19 protein-coding genes, 1 tRNA gene and 1 pseudogene are annotated in these 24,971 nt (G+C 70.8%); 8 read left to right on the forward strand and 13 right to left on the reverse strand.

Features of this window, described 5'->3' with window-relative positions; all coding sequences use genetic code 11:
* Positions 1–21: 21 nt before the first annotated feature.
* Together WMF19_RS00095 and WMF19_RS00100 are read right to left on the reverse strand one after the other, a co-directional pair.
* Positions 22–1,818 (reverse strand): ABC transporter ATP-binding protein, encoded by a 1,797-nt coding sequence (locus WMF19_RS00095; protein WP_437897207.1) that lies wholly within the window; start codon positions 1,816–1,818, stop codon positions 22–24.
* A gap of 26 nt (positions 1,819–1,844) precedes the next feature.
* Positions 1,845–3,266: a hypothetical protein gene (locus WMF19_RS00100; RefSeq protein WP_437897208.1), complete on the reverse strand. Its 1,422-nt coding sequence runs from the start codon at positions 3,264–3,266 to the stop codon at positions 1,845–1,847.
* Positions 3,267–3,633: 367 nt separating this feature from the next.
* Between WMF19_RS00100 and WMF19_RS00105 the strand changes: the two are divergent.
* Both WMF19_RS00105 and WMF19_RS00110 read left to right on the forward strand, forming a co-directional pair.
* Positions 3,634–3,774, forward strand: a pseudogene (locus tag WMF19_RS00105) (zinc-ribbon domain containing protein); the annotation flags it as partial.
* 138 nt (positions 3,775–3,912) lie between these two features.
* A complete protein-coding gene (locus tag WMF19_RS00110; protein ID WP_272097947.1) occupies positions 3,913–4,236 on the forward strand; it encodes a CxxC-x17-CxxC domain-containing protein in 324 nt (107 codons plus the stop codon).
* Between the two features lie 216 nt (positions 4,237–4,452).
* Here WMF19_RS00110 and WMF19_RS00115 read toward each other — a convergent pair whose 3' ends face one another.
* From WMF19_RS00115 to WMF19_RS00125, 3 genes are all read right to left on the reverse strand, one after another.
* Positions 4,453–6,339 (reverse strand): serine/threonine-protein kinase, encoded by a 1,887-nt coding sequence (locus tag WMF19_RS00115; RefSeq protein ID WP_437897209.1) that lies wholly within the window; start codon positions 6,337–6,339, stop codon positions 4,453–4,455.
* 182 nt (positions 6,340–6,521) lie between these two features.
* Positions 6,522–7,376 carry an HAD family hydrolase gene (locus WMF19_RS00120; protein ID WP_437897210.1) on the reverse strand — a complete coding sequence of 285 codons (855 nt, stop codon included), beginning with the start codon at positions 7,374–7,376 and terminating at the stop codon, positions 6,522–6,524.
* 10 nt (positions 7,377–7,386) lie between these two features.
* Positions 7,387–8,586 carry a class I SAM-dependent rRNA methyltransferase gene (locus tag WMF19_RS00125; RefSeq protein WP_272097067.1) on the reverse strand — a complete coding sequence of 400 codons (1,200 nt, stop codon included), beginning with the start codon at positions 8,584–8,586 and terminating at the stop codon, positions 7,387–7,389.
* Between the two features lie 236 nt (positions 8,587–8,822).
* Here WMF19_RS00125 and WMF19_RS00130 point away from each other — a divergent pair, with 236 nt between their 5' ends.
* Together WMF19_RS00130 and lnt are read left to right on the forward strand one after the other, a co-directional pair.
* A complete protein-coding gene (locus WMF19_RS00130) occupies positions 8,823–9,734 on the forward strand; it encodes an outer membrane beta-barrel protein (RefSeq protein WP_437897211.1) in 912 nt (303 codons plus the stop codon).
* A gap of 138 nt (positions 9,735–9,872) precedes the next feature.
* Entirely contained in the window at positions 9,873–11,630 is a 1,758-nt protein-coding gene (gene lnt / locus WMF19_RS00135; RefSeq protein ID WP_437897212.1) for an apolipoprotein N-acyltransferase, read from the forward strand.
* Here the strand turns inward: lnt and WMF19_RS00140 are convergent.
* The 5 genes from WMF19_RS00140 to WMF19_RS00160 form a co-directional block, all read right to left on the reverse strand.
* A complete protein-coding gene (locus WMF19_RS00140) occupies positions 11,617–11,925 on the reverse strand; it encodes an HU family DNA-binding protein (protein ID WP_272097071.1) in 309 nt (102 codons plus the stop codon). The genes lnt and WMF19_RS00140 overlap by 14 nt on opposite strands.
* A 64-nt stretch (positions 11,926–11,989) precedes the next feature.
* Entirely contained in the window at positions 11,990–12,598 is a 609-nt protein-coding gene (gene ybeY / locus WMF19_RS00145) for an rRNA maturation RNase YbeY (RefSeq protein WP_437897213.1), read from the reverse strand.
* A gap of 7 nt (positions 12,599–12,605) precedes the next feature.
* Positions 12,606–13,256 (reverse strand): fructose-6-phosphate aldolase, encoded by a 651-nt coding sequence (gene fsa / locus WMF19_RS00150; protein WP_437326888.1) that lies wholly within the window; start codon positions 13,254–13,256, stop codon positions 12,606–12,608.
* A 137-nt stretch (positions 13,257–13,393) separates the two neighbouring features.
* Positions 13,394–16,429, reverse strand: a complete 3,036-nt coding sequence (secA, locus tag WMF19_RS00155; protein WP_437897214.1) for a preprotein translocase subunit SecA — start codon at positions 16,427–16,429, stop codon at positions 13,394–13,396.
* Positions 16,430–16,764: 335 nt separating this feature from the next.
* Positions 16,765–16,846, reverse strand: a tRNA-Leu gene (locus WMF19_RS00160).
* A gap of 543 nt (positions 16,847–17,389) precedes the next feature.
* On the opposite strand from WMF19_RS00160, the gene WMF19_RS00165 reads away from it, so the two are divergent.
* Positions 17,390–18,010, forward strand: coding sequence for a response regulator (locus tag WMF19_RS00165; protein WP_437897215.1), 621 nt, complete (start codon positions 17,390–17,392; stop codon positions 18,008–18,010).
* Here the strand turns inward: WMF19_RS00165 and WMF19_RS00170 are convergent.
* Positions 17,964–18,722, reverse strand: coding sequence for a Crp/Fnr family transcriptional regulator (locus tag WMF19_RS00170; protein ID WP_437897216.1), 759 nt, complete (start codon positions 18,720–18,722; stop codon positions 17,964–17,966). The genes WMF19_RS00165 and WMF19_RS00170 overlap by 47 nt on opposite strands.
* A gap of 343 nt (positions 18,723–19,065) precedes the next feature.
* On the opposite strand from WMF19_RS00170, the gene rpoN reads away from it, so the two are divergent.
* The 3 genes from rpoN to WMF19_RS00185 all read left to right on the forward strand — a co-directional run bounded on the left by rpoN (position 19,066) and on the right by WMF19_RS00185 (position 22,780).
* Complete coding sequence (gene rpoN, locus WMF19_RS00175) at positions 19,066–20,586, forward strand: RNA polymerase factor sigma-54 (RefSeq protein WP_437326892.1); 1,521 nt, start codon at positions 19,066–19,068, stop codon at positions 20,584–20,586.
* 61 nt (positions 20,587–20,647) lie between these two features.
* Entirely contained in the window at positions 20,648–21,622 is a 975-nt protein-coding gene (locus WMF19_RS00180; protein WP_437897217.1) for a hypothetical protein, read from the forward strand.
* 159 nt (positions 21,623–21,781) lie between these two features.
* The gene (locus WMF19_RS00185; RefSeq protein ID WP_437897218.1) at positions 21,782–22,780 is read left to right on the forward strand and encodes a hypothetical protein; all 999 of its coding nucleotides are present in this window, start codon (positions 21,782–21,784) and stop codon (positions 22,778–22,780) included.
* 59 nt (positions 22,781–22,839) lie between these two features.
* On the opposite strand, the gene WMF19_RS00190 is transcribed toward WMF19_RS00185, so the two are convergent.
* Complete coding sequence (locus WMF19_RS00190) at positions 22,840–24,102, reverse strand: bifunctional nucleoside/nucleotide kinase/histidine phosphatase family protein (RefSeq protein WP_272097082.1); 1,263 nt, start codon at positions 24,100–24,102, stop codon at positions 22,840–22,842.
* 9 nt (positions 24,103–24,111) lie between these two features.
* The gene (pgeF, locus tag WMF19_RS00195) at positions 24,112–24,924 is read right to left on the reverse strand and encodes a peptidoglycan editing factor PgeF (protein WP_437897219.1); all 813 of its coding nucleotides are present in this window, start codon (positions 24,922–24,924) and stop codon (positions 24,112–24,114) included.
* Positions 24,925–24,971 lie beyond the last annotated feature (47 nt).

Here is a 24,971-nt window from a genome sequence, read left to right on the forward strand (position 1 = left end):
TGTCTCCGTGTGCCGGTTGCGTCACGAGAGCCCCACCGGCTGTGAGGGCGGCGACGCATCGAAGGTCGCGAGATCCTCTTCGAGCTGCTGCTCCTCGGCGAACGACGCGTAGATCCCGCCCGCGCGGACGAGCTCGTCGTGCGTGCCGCGCTCGACGACCCGACCCTGCTCCAGCACCACGATCGCGTCACACCGCCGCGCGGCCGCGACCCTGTGGGTGATCAGGATGACGGTCCGTCGCGCGGCCTGCCGCTCGATCGCAGCGAGGATGGCCTGCTCGGTCTTCGCGTCGACGGCGGAGAGCGGATCGTCGAGGACGAGGACGTTCGGCTCGCGCACGAGCGCGCGGGCGAGCGCGACGCGCTGGCGCTGTCCGCCGGACAGCTGCACGCCACGCTCCCCGACCACCGTGTCGAAGCCGTCAGGCAGCGAGAGCACCTCGTTCAGCACCTCGGCCTCGGCGGCGGCCGCGCGGATCGTCTCGAACGCGGCGGGCGAGTCCGGATCGTCGAGGGAGTAGCCGATGTTGCGGGCCACGGTCGTCGAGAAGAGGAACGCATCCTGCTGCGCGTAGCCGATGCTCGCGCGCACGGTGTCGAGCGGCAGGTCGCAGATGTCGACGCCGTCCAGGAGCACAGCGCCGCGCGGCGTGGGCATGAGCCTGGCGAGCAGCGTGGCGATGGTGCTCTTGCCCGAGCCGGTGCGCCCGACGATGGCGAGCGATCTGCCCGCTTCGACCTCGAAGCTCACGCCGTCGACCACCTTCCTCGCGCCGTGGGAGAACGTCAGGTCCTTGACGGAGATGGCGCCGCGGACGACATCGGGGGAGGGCATCGGGCCGCTCACGACCTCGGGGATGGCCTCGAAGATCGCCTTGAGCCGGACGTAGCCGGCGCGACCGCGCTGGACGATGGCGGCGACGAAGCCGAGGGCGAGCATCGGCCAGGTGAGCCGCAAGAGCGCCAGCCAGAAGGAGACGAAGTCCCCCCTCGTCATCTGCTGCTCCAGCACGAGCCGCCCGCCGTACCAGAAGACGATGAGCACGCCGACCGAGCTGATGGCCCCCATGAGCGGCCCCATGGAGCCGCGCAGCCTGGCGAGCGCGAGGCTCTTCTCGAGGTAGCCCTGGTTCGTGCTCGTGAAAGCGGCCATCTCGGATGCCTCGAGCGCGAACGAGCGGACGACCCTGACCCCTGCGAGGCTCGCGAGGACGCGGTCGCTCATGGCGCCGATCGCCTCCTGGTTGTCGCGGGTGCGGGCGAAGAGCTTGCTCGAGAACGACCGGGTGACGAGCATCAGCGCGGGCATCGTCAGGAGCGCCGCGAGCGTGAGCCTCTTCGAGATGTGGAGCATCACGTACAGGGCGCTCGTGAACGCGAAGATCGAGCCGACGACGTTCAGCAGGCCGAAGCCGAGGAGGAGCCGAACCTGCGTCAGATCGTTCGTCGCCCGGCTCATGATGTCGCCGGTCGCCATCTTGCGGAAGAACGACGGCCCGAGTTTGTGCAGGCGCGCGAGCAGGATCGCCCGGAGCTCGTACTCGACGTTGCGGCCCGCCGTGAAGATGGTGACCCGCGAGAACACGCGCATGATCGCGGCGCCCACGCTGACCGCGAGCATGACGAGCGCCGCCTGCGCGGCCTCGCTCGACTGCGCCTTCACGGCGGCGTCGACGGCGTCCTTGACCAGGAAATCTCGCCTGGCCATGAGGAACTGCTGCGCAGCGAGCAGCGCCGCGCCCGTCAGGTAGAGCGGAAGCTTGCTGCGGAACTGTGCGCCGAGGCCGACAGGGTAGGTTGATGGATCGCGCTTGACCATTGCGTGGGGGGGCTGCGCGGCGACGCTCAGCGCGCCTTGCGCGGCGTCGGTGCGAGCGGCTTGCGGTGCGACGTCGAGAGCGCGGGCCGATCTCTTCCATCGACCACGAGCTCGAGATCGTCGAGCTCGAGCCTCGTCGAGAGCAGGCCGAGCAGGACGCGCGCGCCTCCGCGCCCGTCGAGCTCGCTCACCACGCCGATCTTGTCGCCGAACGGGCCTCGTCGCACGCGGACCCGGCTGCCCTTCTCCAGCACGCCGCCCTTCGCGGGCTCCGGGGCGACCTTCGCTGCAGCGTCTGGCTCGCCGGACGGACCCCGCTGCGCTCGCGGCGCGTGATCGGCCGAGGGCTTCTGCGGAGCCTCGACCTTCGCTTGCTGCTCCGCTTCGCCCTGCGGCGCTCGCCGGGCGGGGGTGACGCCCTCTCCGACGCGCTTCAGCGAGGGCCGCGGCTCTCCGCCGCGGCCAGCGCCAGCGCCACCGTTGTTCGGCGACTTGAACAGCGTCGCCAGGGTCGGTCGGCGGGCGGGCAGGGCGGCCTCGACGCGCTCATCGCCGCGCGCTCGCGCCTGCTCCATCGAGCGCTCTCGCGCTCTGGCCTGCTCGGAGCGCCATCGCTCGTTCTCGGCCTCGATCTCGGCGTGGGCGCGCGCCCGCTCCTGCTCGATGCCCTCGAGCTTGCGGTCGAGCGCGATGCGGTCGTTCTCGCGCGACCACGCGACGAGCCGGTAGATCGGGGCGAGCGCGACGAGCGCGTCCTCGAGCTGCTCGTCGAGGATGTCGGCGTGCTCGACCGCCGTCTCGCGCGGGACCGCCCAGCCGATCCAGAGCGGCACCTGGCCGTCGGCGGCGCGGCGGAGCATCTCGGCGATCGCGTCCGGGGTGGCCGCGCTGCAGGCCACGCGATCGCCGCCGGCGGCGCCGAACGAGAACTGCTCCGGGAGCGCGTGGAGCGCGCTCGTGAGCTCCGCGGAGAGCGGCGATGCCGGCGCGCCCGTCGCCTCCTCGGTCGCCGAGAGGCGAGCCCGGAGGTTGTCGACGTCCACCTTCGCGTCCGGGTGGACCGCGAAGCACACCTGGACCTCGCTCTCCGAGATGCGCAGCGCGAGGAACGCGTGCCGGGTGAAGGGGCTCGGATCGTCGATCGCGTCGGAGATCGAGCGGCCGCGGTCGAGGAGGCGATCGAGCTCGTCGCGCGCCGCCTGGTCGCGCCAGAAGAAGACCCACTGGCAGTCGGCCCGGTGCTTGTTGCGGATCGAGGGGTGCTCGTCCGAGCCATGGACGTCGACCGAGATGCCGAGCTCGGCGAGCCGGGCGACGACGCCGCGCGCCCAGGCGAGCGCGCGCTGCTTCACCTCGAGGCGGGGGCGTGAGTAGGCCTTCGAGGTCGCTTTTTCGGCGGCGTACGCGTCGAAGTCACGAGCGGTGAGGTGCAGGGAGGGATGGCTCATTGCTTCGACTGGTTGCGATGCGCGGCGTGGGCAGATGCGGCTCGTGGTCCGTCACGGGAGGAGCTGCGCTCCTCGTGAAAGTCGCGCGGATGGTATCGTGAGGAGCTTCGAAATCAAAGCTCCGCGCCGCGCGATCGATCCTGGCGTTGCGTGGAGGCGGCACGCTTGACCGCCCTGACAAGCATGTCACCGTAGGCACTCCCGTGCCCCATCAAGAGGGCGATCCCACCGATATCACGTAGAACCCCGCGTAAATCGCGCTTCTCCAGCGCAGCGGGGCAGCTCCGGGCGCTCCAGTCACCCGAGTCATCCGAGTCACCCGAGCCCGTGAGCCTGCGAGGCCCGTCGGCCTGACGAAAGAGGAATCATGGAACAGCATCGAGACGAGCACATTGTCTGCGCGAGCTGCGGCACGTCGTTCCTATTCTCGGCTGCGGAAGCTGCCGTCTACGCCGAACGGAAGCTCGCGGCTCCGCCCAAGCGGTGCCGGACTTGCCGCCGTGCGCGCAAGGACAATCGAGGGGAGAGCGGATCGCCGGCTCGCGCAGCGGAGCGCCAGCGCCCTGGTCCGGCCCGTGGCGCCGGGGGGCATCGCGGCCTGGCGCGCGGCGACGGCCAGCCTCGGAAGCCCCGCTACACGGGCGACGTGAACGAGTACCGCAGCCCGATGCAGGACGCGTACTCGGGGCTGACGCCCACCTGGGCGGTGCCGAGCCACTACCCGAATCGCCCGCGCGGCGGCGCGCCCTTCCGAGATGATGGCAACTACCGCGCCCCCTCGTTCGCCGGTGAGCGCCGCGCTGCTGCGCCGAGCCGCGGCCCGGCGCAGCAGCCCCGCGCGCCGCGCACTCGTCCGACGTTCTCGATCACCTGCAAGTCGTGCGGCTCCGAGGGCGAGGTCCCGTTCAAGCCGGTCGAGGGCCGCGACGTGTTCTGTCAGGCGTGCTACCGCGCGCGCAAGCCTTCCTGAGAGACGCCTCCAGCGACGCGCAGCCATCGCGCTGCGGCACATCCCCGCGCGCCGGCCGCTCCTCGTGCGGCCGGCGCGGCGCGGCCGCGAAGCGGACGCCGGGGTGCGGAGCGGGGCGGAGCCTCGAGGAAACGAGGCCAGGGCCGCCAGCGCGAGGTCGCCGCGGAGCGGCGCCGAAGTCCGGTGATCTCTGGCCGGAGTTCGGGCGGGCGGAGCCTAGAGGCTGATCTCGCAGGCGAGCTCGGAGGTGAAGCCGAGCTCTCCGAGCGTGATCGTGACCTTCACGCCGCCGCCGGACGCGCGTCGCGCTGTCTCCTCGACCATCCCCACGACCCACAGCCGGAGCGGCAGCGAAGCAGGGTCGAAGTCGCCGATGTGGAGCGTGACCCGCCCGGTCGGGCCAGTCGCCACGCGCCACGAGCCGAACGTGAAGAGCCGCGACCAGATCGAGGTCCCGCGGCGCATGAGCGACGCGATGTCGGTCAGCGGGCGGGCGAACAGCGTGCGCACGAGGCTGTGCAGCTCGCCGCCGACGCCGAGCCTGCCGATGTCGCGCCAGCGCTCGAGATCGCGCAGGACCAGCGATGTCGCGAGCTCCATATAGGCGTCGAGCGCCTCGAGCTCGTACCCGACGAGCGCGTTGATCGAGTCGTGCTTGAAGTCGTCGGCGTAGCGGAGCGGCATCTGCGAGACGACCTCGTCGCGCGCGCTCCTCCCGTACTCGTCGACGATGGTGCGATCCACGCTCCGCAGCACCGGGCCGCGCACCTGGTACTGCCCAGCGAAGCGCGCCGGCAGCGGTCGGACCGGGGTGACGTTGGGCCGCCGCGTGTCGCGTGTCCGGTTCATCAGGGAGCCGAAGTCCGCGCTGCGGACGGTCGGCTCGGCCCGGAGGCCGAGATCGGCGCTGCGCACCGTGGGCAGCGACTCGCCGCGCTGCGAGAGCATCGTGGGCTCCGAGCCGCGGCTCCGCAGCGCGTTCGAGAGCGTCACGCCGGGCGCGGGCTTCGTTGGCTCGGAGGACGGCCGCATCCCGGGCGGCGCCTCGGTGACGCGCCCGCCCGGCACGATCGACGGCGAGATGCGCATCGGCGGCGGGGGGTTCACGTCGAACCCTGGGCGCGATCGATCGCGCGAGGACGAGAGGCGATCGCGCTCGTTCTCCGGGGCGTTCCCCAGGCTCAGGGCCATCCGCCGCTGCACGTTGATCAGCCTGCCGAGCGCCGTCGTCCTTCGGGGCGGATCAGGCGCGACGCGCTCGAGCTCGCGGACGACGTCGCCGGCCGTCTGGAACCGCTTCGCGGGATCCTTTTGCAAGAGCCGCTGCACGATCGCCTCGAGCCGCGGGTCGACGGTCACGCCCGCCGAGGCGAGCGTGGGCACCTCGGCGTGCACGACGCGGAACGCCGTCGCCACGGCGGTCGGCGCGCGGAACGGCCGCGTGCCCGTGAGCACCTCGTAGAGCAGCACGCCCACCGAGAAGAGATCGCTCCGACCGTCGAGCGGCGACTCCCCCGTGGCCTGCTCGGGCGAGAGATAGTCGGGCGTCCCGAACACGACGCCCGTGCGCGTCCGCGGCGAGGGACCGTCGGAGTCGAGCACCTTGGCGATGCCGAAGTCGAGCAGGCGGACGACGGCCGAGCCGCGGCTCGGATCGAAGGCGATGAAGATGTTCTCGGGCTTGAGATCGCGGTGGATGATCCCCGCGCGGTGCGCGGCGTCGAGCGCCTCGAGCACCGGGATCGCGACGCCGACGGCGGCCTCCATGTCGAGGCGACCGAAGCGCGCGAGCGCCATGCCGAGCGACTCGCCGTCGAGGTGCTCCATCACGATGTACGGACCGAGCTCGCCGACGCCGGCGTCGATCACGTCGACGATGTTCGGGTGGCGGATCCGATTGACCGCCTGCGCTTCCTGGAAGAACCGGTGGGAGAGCTCCGAGTTGTCCGCCAGCTCGGGGTGGAGGAATTTGATCGCAACGGCGCGACCTGCGAGCACGTGCTCCGCCCGGAACACGTCCCCCATGCCGCCCCCGCCGATGCGCTCCGCGAGGCGGTACTTGTTGTCGACGAGGAGGCCGGGGGTCGGGGGTCGAAACGCCATCTGCTGCCGCTGGCGGGCGAGGGACCAACGTCATGGTCCCCGAGAACACGCGTCCCTGTAAAGGGTTGGGAGGCACGCCCCTCCCGAAAGCCGATCCTATTCCGTCGGTGCGTGCTGCGGCTAGGTTACCTGCGTCAGGTGTGGGGCGGATCGCAGCGCGAAGTGACTTGCGCGCGGCAAGATCACGGTTCGGGTGCATTCTTCCGCAGTTCGGCGATCTTCTGGGCGATCTCCCCGAACCCGCGGCCCATGGGGAGGGACGCCACGAACTGCGGCGGCACGGACAGCTTGCCGAGGTGGGCGCGCACGTTGGCCACCCCGAAGGTCAGCACGAATGCGGCGAAGGCGACGCCGTCGTTGCCGCTGTCGCCGATGAACGCGTAGCGGTGCCGCGCCCGGGTGGGATCCTCACCGAACCGAGCGGCGAGCAGGCGCACAATCCCGGTGGCCTTGTCCGACGGGTCGCGCGTGAGGTGGAGGTGGACGCTCGAGAGCAGCGTCCTCACCCCCCGCTCGCGCAGCTCGGCGCGCATCTTCTGCACGTCCTCGGGTGGGACATGCCGATGCTCCCCGATGTCGATGGTAACGTCGGTCACCCTCTGGTCGTTGTCGTCCGCGAGCGCCGCCGCCGGAAAACGACGCACGATGTCGTTGGCGAGCCCGACGAGCTCGGCCCGACGGGCTCTCCGCGCTTCGCGGTCCAGGTCGTCGAGCGTGACGACGCGGCTTGCGCCGGCGCGCTGGGCGTGCCTTTCCCGATGGCCGGAGACGTCGCTTTCCTGCTCACGGACCAGCGCGACGGCTCCGTTTTCGACGATCGTCGCGTCGATCGGCCACTGCCGCTGGAGCACCTCGCCCCAGCCGGCGGGCCTGCCGGTGCAGGCGATCAGCGCGAGGCCCGTCTCGCGTAGACGGAAGAGCGCCGCGTACGCCGCCTCGGTGAGGGCTCCGTGATCCAGCACGGTGTCGTCGAGATCGAAGATCACCCCGGCGAGGGCGCGCGCGGCGTCGGGAGGCACAAGGGAGAGCGGCTTCATCGGGCGAGCGTCAGAGGGCGTCGATGCGCGCGATGAGGCTCTTCAGGTAGAGCCCCTCGGGGAAGGCGGCGGGGACGGGGTGATCCCCTCCCTGGAAGTGCCGGTCGAACACCGCTGCCTGCATGCGCGCGTCGCGCGCGCCGAGCGCGAGCACCCGGGTCAGATCGTCGAGGCTCACGGCGCTGGAGCAGGAGCAGAGCACGAGGACGCCGCCCGGGCGCGTGGCGCGGCACGCCCCGGCCGCGAGGCGCCGGTACGCCGTGAGCGCCGTGTCCTTGGAGGCGCGCGTGCCTGCGAGCTTCGGGGGGTCGCAGATGACGAGATCGTAGCCCTCCTGCCTCGACGCGTTCTGCAGCGCCTTGCGGGCGTCGTCGCGCGTGAACTTGATCCGGTCGAGCAGCCCGTTCTCCCGCGCGCACTCCGCGCCGACCTCGATCGCCGTCGCGCTCTCGTCGATCGCGAGGACCTCGCTCGCCCCGCCGCGGGCCGCCGCCATGGCGAACGTGCCGACGAAGCAGAACGCGTCGAGCACGCGCCGGTTGTGGGCGAGCTGCTCGACGCGGGTCCGCAGCGTCCGCTGGTCCAGGTAGAACCCGGTCTTGTGGCCGAGCGCGAGCGGGATCGTGTACCGCAGCCCTCGCTCGACGAACCGGAGCTGATCGAGCCCGGGATCGCCGCGCACCACGCCCGCGTCGGCGGTGAACCCCTCGAGCTTCGCGAGGGATTCCGGGGTCCTGTCCACGATCGCGCGGGGCGAGAGCGCCGCCTGGAGGGCGTCGAAGATCACCCCTTCGCGGCGCTTGATCCCGATCGTCCCGAGCTGCACGACCACCACGTCGCCGAACAGATCGACGATGAGCCCCGGCAGGCCGTCCCCCTCGGCGTGGATCAGCCGGAAGGCGTCGGTCTCGTGGCCAGGCGCCCGCGCGGGCAGGCCGAGCTCGCGGCGGTGCGCGATGGCGCGCTCGATCCGGTGCCGGAACAGGGCCGCGTCGATCGGCCTGTCCTCGCGCGTGTACATGCGCACCGGGATGGCCGAGCGCGGGGTGTAGAGCCCGCGCCCGAGCACGCTGCCGTAGGGGTCGGTGACGACGACCTCGTCCCCGGCCACAGCGCCGCCCTCGATGCGCGCGACCGCCTGAGCGAACACCCAGGGATGCCCCGACCACACCGGCCGAACATGACCCTGCTTCAACGTAACCGTAGGCATGATGGAATCCGATCGGTCTCGATGTTGGCAGGGTTCCCGACGGGGGCGACCGCGCCGTGACGTCTGCCGTGGGAGCTAGTACCCTGCGGAACGGCGCGCGTGTGAACCTTCCGCCACAGCGCGCCGTGGCGGCCGATGCACGCCGGCGTGCTGCGTGGCCATGGTGACGACGATCCCGCAAGATGGTCGATGGCATCCCGGTTGCTAACTTCCCTGCACCGAAGAGGAGTCGCCCGATGCGCCGTTGCTTGACCCATGCCCTTGTTGCGGTGGCGATGACCGCGCCGATGAGCGCGTTCGCGCAGGAGGACAGCAACTGTCCTCCCGGCGCGTGGTTCTGCGAGGAAGTGGAGCCGCCTCGCGATCCCGCCGCAGAACCTCCGCCCGCCGCTCCTGCCGAGGCCGCGCCTGCCGAGGCGCCGCCGCCCCCGCCGCCGGCCAGAGCAGCCCGTCCCGCCCCGCCGGTCGTCGTCTACGAGACCTCGCCGTCGGGCCCGCCTCCTCAGGTGATCGTCGTGACGCCTGGGGCGGCCCCTCCGCCGCGCGTGATCGTGCGCCGCGTGGCGCCCCCGGCGCCGCCTCCGCCGGTGAAGCGGCGCTGGCGGCGCCACTGGGGGATCAACCTCCGCATGGAGGGCGTCATGCTGGGGCGCGAGCACGGCGGCGCGGAGGACGCTGGCATGGGAGGCGTCGGGATCAGCCTTCGCTACCGGCCCGTCCCGGCGTTTGCGATCGATGCAGGCGCCGACTTCCTCGCGGGCACGGACTACAACGGCGACCAGCGGACCGAGGTGCCGCTCTCGCTGAGCGGGATGCTGTTCGTCAACCCGCGCAGCCGCACCCAGTTCTACTTCATGGGCGGCCTGAACATCGCGCACGCCGAGGTCGATCGCTCCTCGAGCGAGGCCGCGGCCGGCAGCACCGAGTTCGTTCCCAATACGGAGTACGACTACTTCGGTGCGCACGGCGGCATCGGCCTCGAGTTCCGGCTTTCCCCTCGCATCGCCTTGAACGTCGATGCGCTCGGCTTCGTGCGCAGCCGTACGGACGATGGGCTCGTTCCCGAGTTCACGGATCCAGACACCGGCCGCACGACCAACACATCGGGCGGCGGGCTCTTCCGCGGCGGGCTCAGCATCTACTGGTGAGCGGCTCGTCATAGCCTCCTGTCCGCCCTGACCGTGCGGTGCTCGCGTCCGTCCTGCTCTCGGCCAGGCTGTCGTCGTGGTCGCGGTCCGGGCCGTCTCCACGCGGTATAACGCCGCATCGTGCCCCAGGCCTCGATCATGCGCGCGCTCCGTGGCCGCGCCCCGCTGTTCCTTTCGCTCGCTGGCGGCGCGACGTTCGCCCTCACGGCGCCGCCCACGGATCTGGTCCCCGCCGTCATCGTTGGCCTCGCCCTGCTGGCGGCCGCCGTCCACGACGCCCCGACGGCCTGGCGCGCCTTCGGGCGCGGCGCTGTGTGGGGAACGGCGGCGGGCATCGTGGGCCTGCGCTTCGTGCCAGAGGTCATCCAGCGGTTCACACCTCTCGGCTCGGCCGCCTCGTACCTCGCGCTGGTGCTGCTCGCGGCCGCCCAGTCGCTCGTCTGGGCGGTCTGCGGCGGCATCACGAGCGCGCTCATCCGGCGGCTGCGCGCTCCTCTCGAGCTCGCGTTCGCGACCGGCGTGTTCGCCGCCGTGGCCATCCCGACCGTCTTCGGCTGGACTCCTGCCGGTCTCATGAGCCCCTGGCCGGCGCTCGTGCAGCTCGCCGACCTCATCGGCGAGCGGGGCGTCTCCGTGCTGTTCGCCGTCGGGGCGGCCCTGCTCGCCCGCGCCGGTCTGGCCGCCTCGGGGAGGGCGCCGGGCGGGCGGCCGCTCGAGAGCGCGCTCGCTCAGGAATCGCGGCCCGTCCGCCTTCAGCTGCCCCGAGCGATCCTCTACCCGGCGCTCTCGAGCGTCGCGCTGTTCGGGTCGCTCGCGATCCACGGTGCGCTGCGGATGGCCGCGGTCGAGCGCGCCAGCGCTGGCCTGCCGACGGCGCGGGTCGCGCTCGTCAACCAGGCGGTCGGGCCGCATGAGCGCTGGCAGGCGAAGAACCACCCGCGGATCCTGCGGACCCTGCACGAGCTCACCCGGGAAGCCGAGGCCGGCGGCGCCGAGCTCACCCTCTGGCCCGAGGCGGCGTATCCTTACCCCCTCTCGCACAGCGCCCGGCAGGCGCCGCGCGGCGGTCGAGCGATCCTGGGGCCCGACATCCACGGCCCCGTCCTCGCGGGGCTCATCACCCAGGCGCCGCCCGTGAAGGCCGCCGACGGCGTCGAGGAACGGAACAGCTTCAACTCCGCGACCCTCGTGCTCCCTGATGGGAGCATGCTGCCGACGCAGGACAAGCTGCAGCTGCTCTGGTTCGGCGAGACGGTCCCGGGCGGCGCTTACCTGCCCTGGCTGCGGCGCATCTTCCAGAAGAGCGGCGGGCTCATCCCGGGCGCGGAGCCGCGCGCCCTCACGTTGCCCCGAGAGCACGGGCCCGCGCTCCGGATCGGGGTGCTCAACTGTTACGAGGACACGCTCACCGGGGTGGGGCGGCGGATCACCGGAGCGCTCGCCCCGAACCTCCTCGTCAACATCACGAACGACGCCTGGTTCACCGGGAGCGCCGAGCCCGAGCTGCACGCGAGGCTCGCGGTCATGCGTGCCATCGAGCTGCGCCGCGATCTCGTGCGCGCCGTGAACCTCGGCGTCGTATCGTGGATCGACGCCCGAGGCGCGGTGCGCAGCCGCGACGAGAGCGCTGCGCCGGGGGTGACCTTTGCGACCCCCTCGATCAGGGACACGCCGCTGACGCTCTACACGCGGCTGGGCGACACCCCGATGGCGACGCTGCTCGCCCTCGCGAGCGTCGGCTGCGCGCTCCGGGCGCGACGCTCCACAGCGAAGGCCTTGCAACGAGCCCGGGGCGTCAGCTCGGGGGCGCGACCGCCTGCGGGGCCCCCGGAGCTCGCGCCGCCCGATGCGGCGACGCAAGCTGCGGCCACGGACGCGCCGCTCAGCCGTCCTTGAGCGCCTTGACGGGCGCCGCGCGGAGCTTGCGGCTCGCCGGCTTGCCCTTGATGGTCATCGGCTGCTTCGTGAACGGATTGACGCCTTCCCGGTCCTGCGTGGCCGGGATCTCCTTCGCCTTGATCTTCACGAGGCCCGGAACCGTGACCTCGCCCGGCCCCTCCGGACCGAGCTCTTTCTTCACCAGCTCGCCGAGCGCATCGAGCACGCTGGCCACGGACTTCTTGTCGAGGTGGGTGGCCTCGGCAAGACCGACGATCATCTGCGCCTTGGTCAGCTTGTTCGAACCGGGCATGTCTCCTCCAAGTCGAAAGGGGGCGTCCGTTTAACAAGCGAGGTTTCGCATCGCAAGCGATAAGTCATCGCGCCCCCGTCTTCTTTGGCGTCGTGGTGCTGCGATGTGGTTTGATTCCAGTGGTGCTGTTGCTTCGAGACGCCGCCGCGACCTCGAGCTCCCGGGTCAAATCCGTCATTTCCCGCTCTTCTGCGTCGGTTTTGTGGTCATAGCCGAGCAGGTGGAGCAGGCCGTGCCCGAGCAGCATCGTGATCTCGTCGAGCAGCGGGCGCTCGCGCTCTGCGGCCTGCCGCGCGGCCGTGTCGATCGAGACGATCACGTCGCCGAGAAGACCGCGCCACACCGACGGATCCACGGGACCCCGCCGGCCGCGCCTGCGCGAGTTGGCTCCGTTCTGGTCGAGCAGCGGGAAGGCGAGGACGTCGGTCGGCTTGTCCTTGCGCCGGTAGCTGCGGTTGAGCTCGTGGATGGCCTCATCGTTCACCAGGGCGACGGAGAGCTCCACGCCCTGCAACGCGAGGTGGGCGAGCATCTTGCTCGCCCGCCGGCGCACGACCGCTGTCGACACGCCCTTGAAGGGCCCTCCCTGCGTCGTGACGGACACGACCGCGGGGGCCGCCGGGCGGCTCCCGCGGCGCTTCGTCCCCGAGCTCTCCTTGCGTTTCTCGGCCACGGGATCGCTATACCAGCTCGGGGATCTTCTTCGCATCTGCCAAGAACTGCGCGAGCCCGACGTCGGTGAGCGGGTGCTTGATCAGCTGCTTGATGACCTTGAGCGGCATCGTCGCGGCGTGCGAGCCGATCATGGCGGCCTGCACGAAGTGGACGGGGTGCCGTACGCTCGCGGTGAGCACCTGCGTCGAGAAGCCGTAGTTCCTGAAGATGGTCACGACCTGCAGGACGAGATCCATCCCGTCTCCCGCGGCGTCGTCGACGCGCCCGACGAACGGCGACACGAACGTGGCCCCAGCCTTGGCCGCGAGCAGCGCCTGGGCGGCCGAGAAGCAGAGGGTCACGTTCGTCTTGATGCCCTCGGAAGCGAAGATGCGGGCGGCCTTGAGCCCCTCGTCGATGAGCGGCACCTTGACCACCACGTTCCGGTGAATCTTCGCGAGCTCGCGACCCTCGCGGAGGATCGCGTCCTTCTCGACCGCCACCACCTCGGCCGAGACGGGGCCGTCGACCACCTCGCAGATCTCGGCGATCGCCCGCTTCGTCGGCTTGCCGGCCTTGGCGAGGAGCGACGGGTTGGTCGTGACGCCGTCGATGACCCCCATCGACTGCGCTTCCCTGATTTCCGCGATATCCCCTGAATCGATGAACACCTTCATGATGCTGCCTCCGGGAACCGATGGATCGGCCCTCAGGCGGTGTTCATGCGGGGGTGAGATGCCGAGGAGCAAGGGCCTGGCAGGGGCCCTCGCTGCCTCGTTCTAGCTATCAGGCGGAGCGGGCAGGTGGCGCCGGCTCAGGCCGTCGCCTCGTCCTCGACGCCATGGCACTTGTTGAACGGCTGGCCGCTGCCGCAGGGGCACTCCTGCTCCTGCATGACGGCAGGCTGCGGGAGCGCCGGGGCAGGGTTCGCGCCGATCGGGAGGGACTCGTCGTGCTGCGCGACCGCGTCGAGCAGCGCCGCGGCGTGCCGCTCGCGATCCGCAGCCTCGATCTGCGCCTCTTCCTGCTCGGCGCGCCTGACGTTCACGCTGAAGAGCTTCGTGACCACGTTCGAGGAGACGCGGGCCACCATGTTGACGAACATGTTGTAGCCCTCCTTCTTGTACTCCTGCTTCGGGTCCTTTTGCCCGTAGCCGCGCAGACCGATGCCGTCGCGGAGGTGGTCCATGTCGGTCAGGTGGTCGACCCAGGCCTTGTCGAGCTCCTCCAGGTAGAGGTGGCGGAAGATGCGCAGCGACAGCTCGACGCCGATCTCCTCCTCGCGCTTCTCGTACGCCTTCTCGGCGCGGTCGTAGAGCTCCCGCGCCAGCGTCTCCTGGTCGCCGATGTGCGCGATGTCGTCCGGCAGCTCGACGCCGAAGTGCTCGCGAAAGCCCTGGAAGATGCCGCCCCAGTCCCAGTCCTCCGGCGGCTTGCGGGCCGGGCACGACTCCTCGACCATCGCGCCGATGATCCGGTCCATCAGATCGAGCAGCCGCTCGCGCTGCTCGGTGAGCGCCAGGGGCATGAGCTCCGAGCACTCGTCGTAGATCTCGAGGACCTTGTCGGCGCGCGACTCGAGCTCGAGCTTCACGCCCCAGCGCGTGTAGATCTCGCGCTGCATGTTCTCGAGCTCGACGAACCGCTCCGTCTTCTCGAAGTCCTTTCGCACGATCTCGCGCCGGTTGCCGTCCGCGTCGAGCGGCATCACCGGGTCGTTCGCGAACATGCCGAGCAGGTAGCCGACGTCCGGCCGGACCAGCTCCACGATGGACGCGAGCGGCTTGATCGTCCGCTTCTCGCCCGTCGGCTTCCCCTCCTCGTCGATGATCTCGGGAGAGTAACGGCCGACGAGCAGCGACTGGCGCATGTCGTAGATCGTCTTGCGCTGCGCGCTCATCACGTCGTCGTACTCGAGCAGGTTCTTGCGGATGTCGAAGTTGCGCTCCTCGACCTTCTTCTGCGCGTTCTCGACGCTCTTCGTCACCCACGGGTGCTCGATGGGCTCGTCGTCGGGCATGCCCATCCGCTCCATCAGGTTCTTCACCCGATCCCCGGCGAAGATGCGCATGAGGTCGTCCTCGAGGGACAGGTAGAACTTCGACGTCCCGGGGTCGCCCTGGCGGCCGGCGCGGCCGCGCAGCTGGTTGTCGATGCGGCGCGACTCGTGCCGCTCGGTGCCCAGGATGTACAGCCCGCCGATCTCGCGCACCTCGTCGCCCTCGGCGGAGCACTCCTTCTTGATCTCGTCGACCAGGGCCTCGAACGCCTCGGGCTCCGCCTCGGCCTGGCGGTTCTGCTCCTTGAACTTGAGCTTGGCGAGCATCTCCGCGTTGCCGCCCAGGATGATGTCCGTCCCGCGACCCGCCATGTTGGTCGAGACCGTGATGGCCCCTTTGCGGCCCGCCTGCGCGACCACGTAGGCCTCGTTCTCGTGGTGCTTCGCGTTCAGCACGTTGTGCTTCACGCCCCGCTTCGTCAGGATCCGGCTGATCGCGGTGCTCTTCTCGACGCTCGTCGTGCCCACCAGGATCGGCTGGCCGAGCTCGTGCTTCTCGAGGATCTCGTTGATGACCGCCGTGAACTTCTCCTTCTCGGTCTTGTAGACGAGATCCTCGTAGTCGACGCGGACCACCGGCTTGTTCGTGGGGATGATGACGCAGTCGAGCTTGTACGTGCTGTGGAACTCCGCCGCTTCCGTGTCCGCGGTGCCGGTCATCCCGGAGAGCTTCTTGTACAGCCGGAAGAGGTTCTGGAAGGTGATCGTCGCCATCGTCCGGCTCTCCTCCTGGATCCGGACGTTCTCCTTCGCCTCGACGGCCTGATGCAGGCCGTCCGACCACCGGCGCCCCGCCAGGACGCGGCCGGTGAACTCATCGATGATGAGCACCTTGCCGTCGCGTACCATGTAGTTGACGTCGCGCTTGTAGAGCGTGTGCGCGCGCAAGCACTGGTTCAGGATGTGCAGCGTCTCGAGGTTCACCGGATCATAGAGGTTCGTGCCCTTGAGCACCTGGAGCGAGGCGAGCAGCCGCTCTGCCGTCTCCACGCCCTCGTCGGTCAGCGTCACCGAGTGCGCCTTCTCGTCGACGGCGTAATGCTCCTCGTTCCGGAGCTGCGGGATCACCTCGTTGATCGTGCGGTACTTGTCGCTCGAGCGCTCCCCCTGCCCGCTGATGATGAGCGGAGTCCTCGCCTCGTCGATGAGGATGGAGTCGACCTCGTCGACGATCGCATAGTGCAGCGGGCGCTGCGCGTACTCGAGCGCCGAGAACTTCATGTTGTCGCGCAGGTAGTCGAAGCCGAACTCGTTGTTCTGGCCGTACGTGATGTCACAGCGGTACGCGTCGCGCTTCTCGGCGTCGCCCTGCTGGTTGACGACCACGCCCGTCGACAGGCCGAGGAAGCCGTACAGCTTGCCCATCCACTCGGCGTCGCGCCGCGCCAGGTAATCGTTCACCGTGACGACGTGGACGCCCTTGCCCTCGAGGGCGTTCAGATAGCAGGGGAGCGTCGCGACCAGCGTCTTGCCCTCGCCGGTGCGCATCTCGGCGATGCAGCCGTTGTGGAGCACCATGCCGCCGATGAGCTGCACATCGTAATGGCGCATCTTGAGCGCGCGCTTCGACGCCTCGCGACAGACCGCGAACGCCGGGACCAGGATGTCGTCCAGCGTCGCCCCGTTGGCGAGCTTCTCCTTGAACTCCGCCGTCTTTGCTCGGAGCTGGGCGTCCGAGAGCTTCTGCAGCTCCGGCTCCATCCTGCCGATCGCCTCGACCCGGGGTCGCATGCGGCGGATGGCACGCTCGTGCGAGGTGCCGAAAATCTTCTTCATCGCCCAAGTGAACATCTTTACGTGCCTTGGCTCCGCGGCGGTCAGGTGGGAGGAGAGGGTCCGGCCGAGGAACGCGAACGTAGTCGCGCCGCGGGCGTCGCGCAATTCCGGGACCGCGCGTGCGGTCGACGACGCCGCCGAGGCGATCCGTCGGAGGCCGCCCGAGGCTCCGCAGCCCGGGCCCCCGTCACGCGTTCGTCGTCGGATCCGCGCGCGGGTCCGACGACGAACGCTCGCCCCCGCGCCGCGCGCCCAGCAGACCACGACCGTCCCGGGCCACCCAGGGGAGGCGCCCCGGGGCGGCGCGTCACGCCGCGAGGCGGCCGAGTCCTCCAGGCGTCAAGCCGCGGTGCACGAGGGGGGACTCGAACCCCCAAGCCTACCGGCGCCGGAACCTAAAACCGGTGCGTATACCAATTCCGCCACTCGTGCGCGCGGACGCTTGTGGCACCCCACGCCAGCCTCATCAAGCGGGAAAATCAGTTTGCTGCGTTGCGCCGAACGCGTCAGGGCGGGGCCGCGCGAGCGGTCCGGACATGTGGCCCGCGGTACGTCGAGCCTGGAGCAACCGGCGGATCGGCGGACCGCGCCGCCCTGGAGGGGCCGCAAACCTGGGCTGGCCCGTGCGCACGAACCGCCCACCGACGGCCAAGGACGCGGTGGGCAAGCCGACAGGGTGGGGGGGCGCTCTTCGTCGGGGCGGAGAGGCGCTGCGGAGGGAGCGCGAAATGGGCACAGCGGCGGCCCCGGGGTCGGCGGGGCAGCCTCACCGGCAGCGACGCTCGAACGACCGGGTTGCCGCCGAGAACAGGGGAAACGAGGCCTGGGCGACGGCGGCGCGTCCCCTTCGGCACGTGCGTTGCGAAGGGGGGACCGTCCGCGGACGCGGATGCTGCCGCTGAACGACGGAGGGGCGCGCTCGTCGCCGTCCTCGTCGATGCGGGGCAATTCGACTGCAAGCCGCAGGGATACCCGATGACGTACCAACCGAACGTTCTCCTCCTCGATCAGGACCATGTCCTCCGGAGAGCTACGGCGCTCCTCCTCTGCAACCGCGGCGCGCTCGTCAGCCCGGCCGCGACCTTGGAGGAAGCGATCTCCCTCTCCCGCGAGCGCGTCTACGACGTCGCGCTGATCGATCTCGCCCCCGGAACGAAAGGCGCCCGGGAGATCCTGGGCCGCCTGCGGCGCGAGGGCACGATGCCCCGGCGGGTCATCTTCTGTGCCGACGAGCCGGTCTCGTGCGACGGCACGGACGACGTCAGCGAGGTCCTGCTCAAGCCGTACGCCTTCGGTCGGCTGCTCAGCACGATCTTCGTCGACCTCCGCGCCCGGGAATCCACGCAGTCCGGGATCTTTCCTCGCCTCCGTCTGGTCCAGAGCGAGATCGGCGAGCTGGAGGGGAGCCGCCCGAGCGCGCCTGGCGCTGCGGCGGGTGTGGAAGGCGCGGGAGGCCGCCCCGCCGAGCGGCGCACCTTCATCGAGCCGAACGGCGCCGCAGTGTTCCGGCTCCAGCGCAGGCCGCGCAGCGGCCCCTCCGGGCGGACGCTCAGGCCGTCGCGGCGTGCGCCTCGAGGGGCTCGCCATCCCGGATGACGATCCGCCGCCGGTCGAACGCGATCAGGCCGGCGCGCTTCAGCTTGCCCAGCAGCAGGGTGACGGTCTCGCGGGTGGACCCGATCAGCAGCGCGATGTCCGCGTGCGTGAACGGCGCCGACACGAGCTGTCCAGCGGTGTGGGGCTGCCCCCAGCGCCGCGCAGCGGCGCGGAGAAACTCGATCAGGCGCGCTTCGACCGTGCAGAGGAGCAGCGAGCCGAGGCGCGCCTCGGTCTCGAGCTTGCGCGCCACGAGCGCCGCGGCGAGCGCGCCGCGGAGCGCTGCGTCGGACGCGAGCTGCCGCTCGAGACCGGCGAGCGGCACCACGAGCGCGTCCCCCTCGTCGAGCACCGTCGCGCTCTCGGAGGAGACCGTCGCGCCCGCGAGCGCGCCCTCGCCGACGAGGTCGCCGGACCCGCGGTGCCCGAGCGGAACCACCCGACCGTCGGCGACGCGCTCGACCTTCACGCGACCCGCCCCGATCAGGAACAGGTGCCTCGGCGGCGCACCCTGCTGGCAAACGCACTGCCTGCGCGTGAGCCGCTCGACCCTGCCGAGCTCGAACAGCGAACGCCGGCTCGGTGAGGCCAGCGACGCGAGGGGCGAGCGAGACAGGATCCGCTCCTTCTCGGCATCAGGCGACGACGCCCCGCCGCGCACGCCCTCCATCCCGTGCCCGCGCGTAGGTCCGCGCACCTTCGGCTTTCCCATCGCGCCTTCGCCCAACCTTTCGGGATTTCAAGCCTCCCGATCGGCGGCCGATAGTGCAACGATCGGCAGATGGGGGCCAATCCGAACTGGCTGCGGGCAGAGCTCCGCGCGGGGCGAAAAATCTACCGCGGCGAAGGCTGAAACCATGTTCAGCGGTGTAGGATGCAAGCCCTGCGCTATTTTTTGGTGCAGACGTGAAAGCAAGACCCGGGCCGCTGCCCCGTTCGATGCTACGTTGGGGGTGAGGCCACCAATGAGACACTCGATGGCACGAACCTCGCGCAATGCCCCGGCCCCCGTTCGGCGGGTGGCGCTGGCGGCGAACTGAGAGAAGGAGCTCCTCATGGGCATGGAGATGAAGCTCCAGTTCAAGCTGTCGCAGCAGCTTGTGATGACCCCGCAGCTGGTGCAGGCCATCCGGCTGCTGCAGCTCTCACGGCTCGAGCTGGTCGACGAGATCAGGAAGGAGCTGGACGGCAACCCTGTCCTCGCGGACGACATGACCGACCCGAAGGCGCGGGACGGCGACAAGGCGGATCAGCGGGGGAGGAACGCCGACCTGCCCACGGAGCAGCGGCTCGAGAACGGCGAGCGGTTCGACCGAGACACCGACATCGCGGCGCGCGAGACGGAGAAGCGGGTCAAGGAGGTGGACTGGGAGCAATTCCTGGAAAACAGGCAGCTCCAGCAGGCCATGCCGGCGCACCGGGGCGGCTTCGAGGAGCTGCCGCCGATCGACCAGAACCTGACGAAGCCGTCGAACCTGCGCGACCACCTGCTCTGGCAGCTCCAGATGAGCGATTTCGTCGAGAACGAGCGGCAGTTCGCGCTGCTCGTCATCGGCAACCTCGACGAGAAGGGGTACCTCGACCTCAAGGGGGGCGAACGTCCGGACGGCACGAAGGGGCCCGACATCAGCCTCGTGGACCTGGCGCGGGAGGCGGAGCTCCACCCCGAGGACGCCGAGGAGGTGCTGTCGATGATCCAGCGCTTCGATCCGGTCGGGGTCGCGGCCCGCGACCTGTCGGAGTGCCTGCGGGTGCAGGCGGAGGTGCTGGGCTTCGACGACATCGAGATGGCCATCATCAAGGACCACCTCCACAACGTGGAGCGGCGCAACTTCCCCGCGATCGCGAAGGCGCTGAAGATCCCGCTGGAGGACGTCTACGACGCGGTCCAGGAGATCCAGAAGCTGGAGAGCGTGCCGGCGCGCAACTTCGCCGAGGTCGACGAGAAGACCATCGCCATCACCCCGGACGTGTACGTCATCAAGGACGGCACCCAGTTCGTCGTCACCGACAACGACAAGGGGCTCCAGCGGCTCTACATCAACGAGAACCTCGCCCAGCGGATGCTCCGGGACCCGAAGGCGAAGGAGTTCATCAGCGAGAAGCTCCGGAGCGCGCAGTGGCTGATCCGGGCCATCGAGCAGCGGCGGCGCACGATCATCAAGGTGACCGAGTGCATCGTCGAGAAGCAGCGCGAGTTCCTCGAGCGCGGCGTGGGCTACCTGAAGCCCATGATCCTCAGGGACGTCGCCGAGTCGGTGGGCATGCACGAGTCGACCATCTCCCGCGTGACGTCGAACAAGTACGTGCACACGCCCCAGGGGCTCTTCGAGCTGAAGTACTTCTTCAACTCATCGATCCACCGGGTCGCTGACGAAGACATCGCCTCGGAGAGCGTCAAGCAGGCGATCAAGAAGATCATCCTGGCCGAGGACAAGTCGAATCCCTACAGCGACCAGGCGATCGTCAAGATCCTCGAGGAGACGGACGGCATCAAGATCGCCCGCCGCACCGTGGCCAAGTACCGCGAGATGCTCGGCATCCTGAGCTCGTCGAAGCGCAAGAAGATGTTCTGAGCCGCGGCGGCCGGCCGCGGTCGCCCGCCTCTCGCCACGCCGACCCTCACGGCCCCGAGCCATGCCCGCCGAACCGATCACGGCTGCCCAGATCTTCGAGCGCTTCTTCGCGCCGCACTACCCGCCCGACGCGCTCGCCGACCTGGCAGGCGTGCGCTCCGCGGACGCGAACCCGGCGGGAAACCCGTCGATCCTGGCCCAGATAGACCACGCAGCCGAGGTGTTCGCCCGCCTCGCGCCCGCGGCGTTCGGCGCGCCCGACCTCGGGCTCGACTTCTCCGATGCGTCGGTCCACCGGCTGGGCGCGGCGCTGACCCGCGAGCGACGCGACGCCTGGCTCGCGCCGGCAGGCGGATCCAGCGGCGCGCCGGCGGCGAGCGGGGGCGGAGATCCTCCCATGCTCGTCACCCTCGTGACGCACGGGGCGCTCTACGTCGGGGCGTGCGTCGTCAAGAACCACGGCGGGAAGTGGCAGGTCCGGAGGCCCCTGTGGGAGTCGCTGGTCCGGCTCGAGTCGAGCGCAGGGACGGGCGATCTCGCGATCTTCCAGTGGTGGCTCAAGGCGCTCAGCGACGAGGAGATCGGCCGCGGCAGGCTCGTGGATCGCTACCGCACCCACGTGGAGGTGCCGACGTTCGACGCGGAGCGCCTGCCGATCCTCGCCGCGGGCGACCGGCGGATCCCGAAGCTCGCGAAGGTCCGTTACGACACGCTCTACAAGCACCTCCGCGCGCACCTGCCGGAGCTCAGGTCCGTGGGCGACGACTTCCCGTCCCCGGAGCGCTTCGAGGAGATGGGCTTCAAGGGCCTGGAGTTCGCGCTGCTCGGCGGCGGGCGGATGCTCCTCATGCACGGGGCGACAGCGGACGGGGTGCACCTGCTCTGGCTCGACGCGAACGGCTTCGTGAAGTCGCTTTACTACCCGGCGGACAGCTTCCCAGCCCACGTGGTCCAGATCGAGGGCCAGAAGATCCGGGTGATCGTGCCCGTCGGCGGCGAGACCCAGGTGCACGAGATGCTCTGGTGGGGGGCGTAGTCGTGCGCCGCCAGGCGGCGCGCGCCGGGCTGACGACGCGCCGCCTGGCGGCGCGCGCGCCGGGCTGACGACGCGCCGCCAGGTGGCGCGCGCGCCGGGCTGACGACGCGCTCCGGGGTGGCGCTCGCGCACGGAGCGCGCCGGCGGTAGGCTCGCCCCGTGCTCTCGCCCGACGTCCGCTTCGAGGGGTTCACCGCGACCGACTGGGTTCGCGTGCTGTCGTTGTTCCGGCCCAGGCGCACGGGCATCGACGAGCGTGAGGTCGGCCGGCCGCGCGGCGGCGTCGTCGCGGTCCACGCGGGCGGCAAGCTCAGAAAGCTCGTGCACACGGACGCGGGCCGGCTCCGGATCGACGACGCGCAGCGCGCCGCCCCGCTCTCCGCGGAGGCGCTCGCCGCCAGCCACCACGCGAGCTGGGCCGCCGTGCTCGAGGCGGGCGTCCTCGAGGCCATCGTGGAGCGGTTCGGCGCGCGGGTGCGGCGCGGCGACGACCTCATCGCCCAGTCGCTCCTGCTGCTGCAGCTCGCCCGCGAGGAGCTCCTCGCCGGGAGGATCGATCTCTGGCCGGCGAGGCTGCGCGGCGTGCCGATGCCCTCGGCGGGCGTCGTGCGCGGCACGCTGGAGTCGCTCGCCGGGATCGGCAAGACGGTGGTGATCGGCCTGTTCGAGGGCGGGGAGCTCTGGACGAGCGTCGCGCTCCGCCGCGACGCCCGCGGGATCAACCTGATCCTCGGGCCGGACGAGGTGCGGGAGGACATGGGGCTGCTCGCGGGCGACTGGCGCCGCGACTACCGGCACCTCTCGCGCGCCATCGAGGAGCGGGCAGGGGAGCTCTCGCTCGGCTGCTTCGCGGAGGCGGAGACCATCCGGCAGCTCGAGGTCGATCCGAGCCCGGGCGCCTGGGCCAGGGCGGTGGCGGTGCGCGACGTGATCCTCGCGCCGGTGCCGGCGGCCCTCGCCATCCCGCTCGGGATCGACGCGGGGCGCGCGGCGCTCAGCGCGCTCCGTGCGCTCGTGGAGCGGATCGACCCGATGGGCATCGTGGCGCCGGCGGTGCGGGCGGTGCTCGAGCGGGCCGGGACCGACAGCGACATGGCGGCGATGCTGCCGTTCCACCCGCTGGAGCTCCTCCGCAAGCTGATCAGCCGGGATCGCTGAGCCGGCGCGCCCGCGCCGCAGCGCAGCCCGCGCTCCAGCGCGGCCGCGCTGCCTGTGGCTCAGGGGTGCGCTGTGCTCGAGTCGCCGCCCTGGACGGCGGGCGCGAGCTGGAAGCGGCGCTCCTCGCAGGCATACGCCGTCGGCGTCAGCTCGATGACTGTGTGCAGCGGGATCGGCAGCGTCGGACAGGAGGGCGCCGGGCGATCCACGAGGTAGGCGTAGAGCGCGCGCAGCACCGCCTGGTGGCCGATCACGAGCACGGGCGAGCGCTGGCGCTCGAGCTGGATGATGAGCGGGTCGAGGCGCTGGATGACGTCCTCGTACGACTCGCCGCGCGGGTAGCGGTAGCGGAACTTGTCGGCCGCGCGCGCGTTGAAGACCTCGGGCATCTGCTGGCGGATCTCCTCGTACGTCATGCCCTCGCAGACGCCCGCGTCGATCTCGTCGAGGGCGCGCCAGGCGACGTGGTTCTGCGTCATCGGGCGCGCGGTCTGGATGGTGCGGCGCAGCGTGCTCGTCCAGACGTTGACGTGCTCGTCGCCGGCCCGCTCGCGGATGAACGCGGAGAGGTTCTTCGCGTACTCGTCGCCGCGCGCGCTGAGATCCGAGTCGCCGCCGAGCAGCCCCTTCTCGTTGAACACGCTCTCCCCGTGGCGCGTCAGCCAGATCGGGTGCGGCGTGAGGTGCATGTTCATCAAGAGCGGGACGAGGCGCGCCGGCAGGTAGCCGTGGATGCGGTTCAGCACGACCTGGCGGCCGACGTCGATGATCTTGATGTAGCTCCGCTCGGGCTCGCCGAGCGGCTCGTACGCGCGGGCGTAGTGCGCGATGCGCGCGCGGAAGTCGCGCAGCGCCGCCTCCGGGTCGACGCCCTGGTAGTCCGGCGAGCGGAGCTTCGTCTCGCGGACGTTGGTCTCGATGATCGACTCGTCGTTGCAGATCGACTCGATGAAGACGACCGGGAAGCCGTGCGCCTGGCAGCGCTCGGTGACGAGGTTCCGGCGAGCGCGCGTGCTGTTCGTGGCGTCGTAGATCGCCACCTCGCCGCCGGAGCTGAGCCAGCCGATGAGGTCGTCGAGGGCGGTCATCGCCATGCCGAGGAGCGCCTGGCGTCCCTCGGTGTTGTTGGGGTCGAAGAACTGGTGCGGTTGCGCGGTGCCGAGGTGCGCGCGGCGGTAGTTGCCCACGTTGAAGAGCCGCGTGGGGTGGCCGAGCCATGACAGGTACCGCGCGATCTTGCGGGCGATGGACGTCTTCCCGCGGGCGGGCAGGCCCACCATGGCGAGCACGATCGGCGAGGAGTCGCGCGCGAGCGAGACCATGGGAGCGTTCTAGCCGATGACGGTACGGCCGGCGACGATGACGGAGAGCAGGCGGCCGCTGCGCTGTCCGTCGCGCCGGTACGAGAAGAAGCGGGCGGGGTCACACGCGGTGCAGCCAGGGACGTCCTCGACCGAGGTTGCGTCCAGGCCGACCTCGGTGAGCTGGGCCTTGAGGATGCGGCGGACGTCGACATGCGGTCGCGCGCCGGGCGCCCCGCGGACGACGGCGGCGGCGCCCGCGCTGGAGCACGCGGCGAGATCGGCGGCGACGTCGTCGCCGACCTCGAAGCAGCAGGCCTCGATGTGCGGGCCGATGGCCGCGACGAGCTCCGCGCCGGGGCCGGCGAGCGAGCGGAGCGCGCGGGCCGCCTCGACCACGACCCGGCGGACGGTCCCACGCCAGCCGCTGTGGACCGCTGCGACGGCGCCGGTCCGGCGATCGGCGAGGAGGATCGGGGCGCAGTCGGCGCTGCGGACACCGCAGCCGACGCCAGGGACGCGGGAGAGGGTCACGTCCCCGACCTCGCGGACGACGGCGTCGCGATCCTCCTCACCGGTGAGGACGCGCGCCTCGACGCCGTGGACCTGGCTAAGGAAATAGAGCCGCGCCGCCGGGATGCCGAGGCGCCGCGCGGCGCGCTCCAGGTTCTCCCGGACGGCGGCGGGATCGTCGCCGAGGGCGATGGCGAAGCTCAGGGTGTCCCACGGGGGGGCGCTGACGCCGCCGCGCCGGGTGAAGAAGGCGTGCGAGAAGCCGGCGGCGGCGAGGAGCGGGCTCTCGAGCGCCTCGGCGGCCCCGGGGGCGTCAATTTTTACGGTCATTTTGGCTCCACGGTGGGATCCGATGCGTCCGCTGCTTCGGTCATAGA

Source organism: Sorangium sp. So ce124 (assembly GCF_051525235.1).
GTDB lineage: Bacteria > Myxococcota_A > Polyangia > Polyangiales > Polyangiaceae > Sorangium > Sorangium atrum.

Coding starts and splice junctions, on each gene's coding strand:
- WMF19_RS00180 (WP_437897217.1), top strand. CDS start 20,648: ATGCCCGCCGAACCGATCACGGCTGCCCAGATCTTCGAGCGCTTCTTC.
- WMF19_RS00190 (WP_272097082.1), bottom strand. CDS start 24,102: ATGGTCTCGCTCGCGCGCGACTCCTCGCCGATCGTGCTCGCCATGGTG.
- pgeF (WP_437897219.1), bottom strand. CDS start 24,924: ATGACCGTAAAAATTGACGCCCCCGGGGCCGCCGAGGCGCTCGAGAGC.
- WMF19_RS00095 (WP_437897207.1), bottom strand. CDS start 1,818: ATGGTCAAGCGCGATCCATCAACCTACCCTGTCGGCCTCGGCGCACAG.
- WMF19_RS00170 (WP_437897216.1), bottom strand. CDS start 18,722: ATGGGAAAGCCGAAGGTGCGCGGACCTACGCGCGGGCACGGGATGGAG.
- lnt (WP_437897212.1), top strand. CDS start 9,873: ATGCGCGCGCTCCGTGGCCGCGCCCCGCTGTTCCTTTCGCTCGCTGGC.
- fsa (WP_437326888.1), bottom strand. CDS start 13,256: ATGAAGGTGTTCATCGATTCAGGGGATATCGCGGAAATCAGGGAAGCG.
- WMF19_RS00130 (WP_437897211.1), top strand. CDS start 8,823: ATGCGCCGTTGCTTGACCCATGCCCTTGTTGCGGTGGCGATGACCGCG.
- WMF19_RS00115 (WP_437897209.1), bottom strand. CDS start 6,339: ATGGCGTTTCGACCCCCGACCCCCGGCCTCCTCGTCGACAACAAGTAC.
- WMF19_RS00120 (WP_437897210.1), bottom strand. CDS start 7,376: ATGAAGCCGCTCTCCCTTGTGCCTCCCGACGCCGCGCGCGCCCTCGCC.
- WMF19_RS00100 (WP_437897208.1), bottom strand. CDS start 3,266: ATGAGCCATCCCTCCCTGCACCTCACCGCTCGTGACTTCGACGCGTAC.
- rpoN (WP_437326892.1), top strand. CDS start 19,066: ATGGGCATGGAGATGAAGCTCCAGTTCAAGCTGTCGCAGCAGCTTGTG.
- WMF19_RS00165 (WP_437897215.1), top strand. CDS start 17,390: ATGACGTACCAACCGAACGTTCTCCTCCTCGATCAGGACCATGTCCTC.
- WMF19_RS00125 (WP_272097067.1), bottom strand. CDS start 8,586: ATGCCTACGGTTACGTTGAAGCAGGGTCATGTTCGGCCGGTGTGGTCG.
- WMF19_RS00140 (WP_272097071.1), bottom strand. CDS start 11,925: ATGCCCGGTTCGAACAAGCTGACCAAGGCGCAGATGATCGTCGGTCTT.
- secA (WP_437897214.1), bottom strand. CDS start 16,429: ATGTTCACTTGGGCGATGAAGAAGATTTTCGGCACCTCGCACGAGCGT.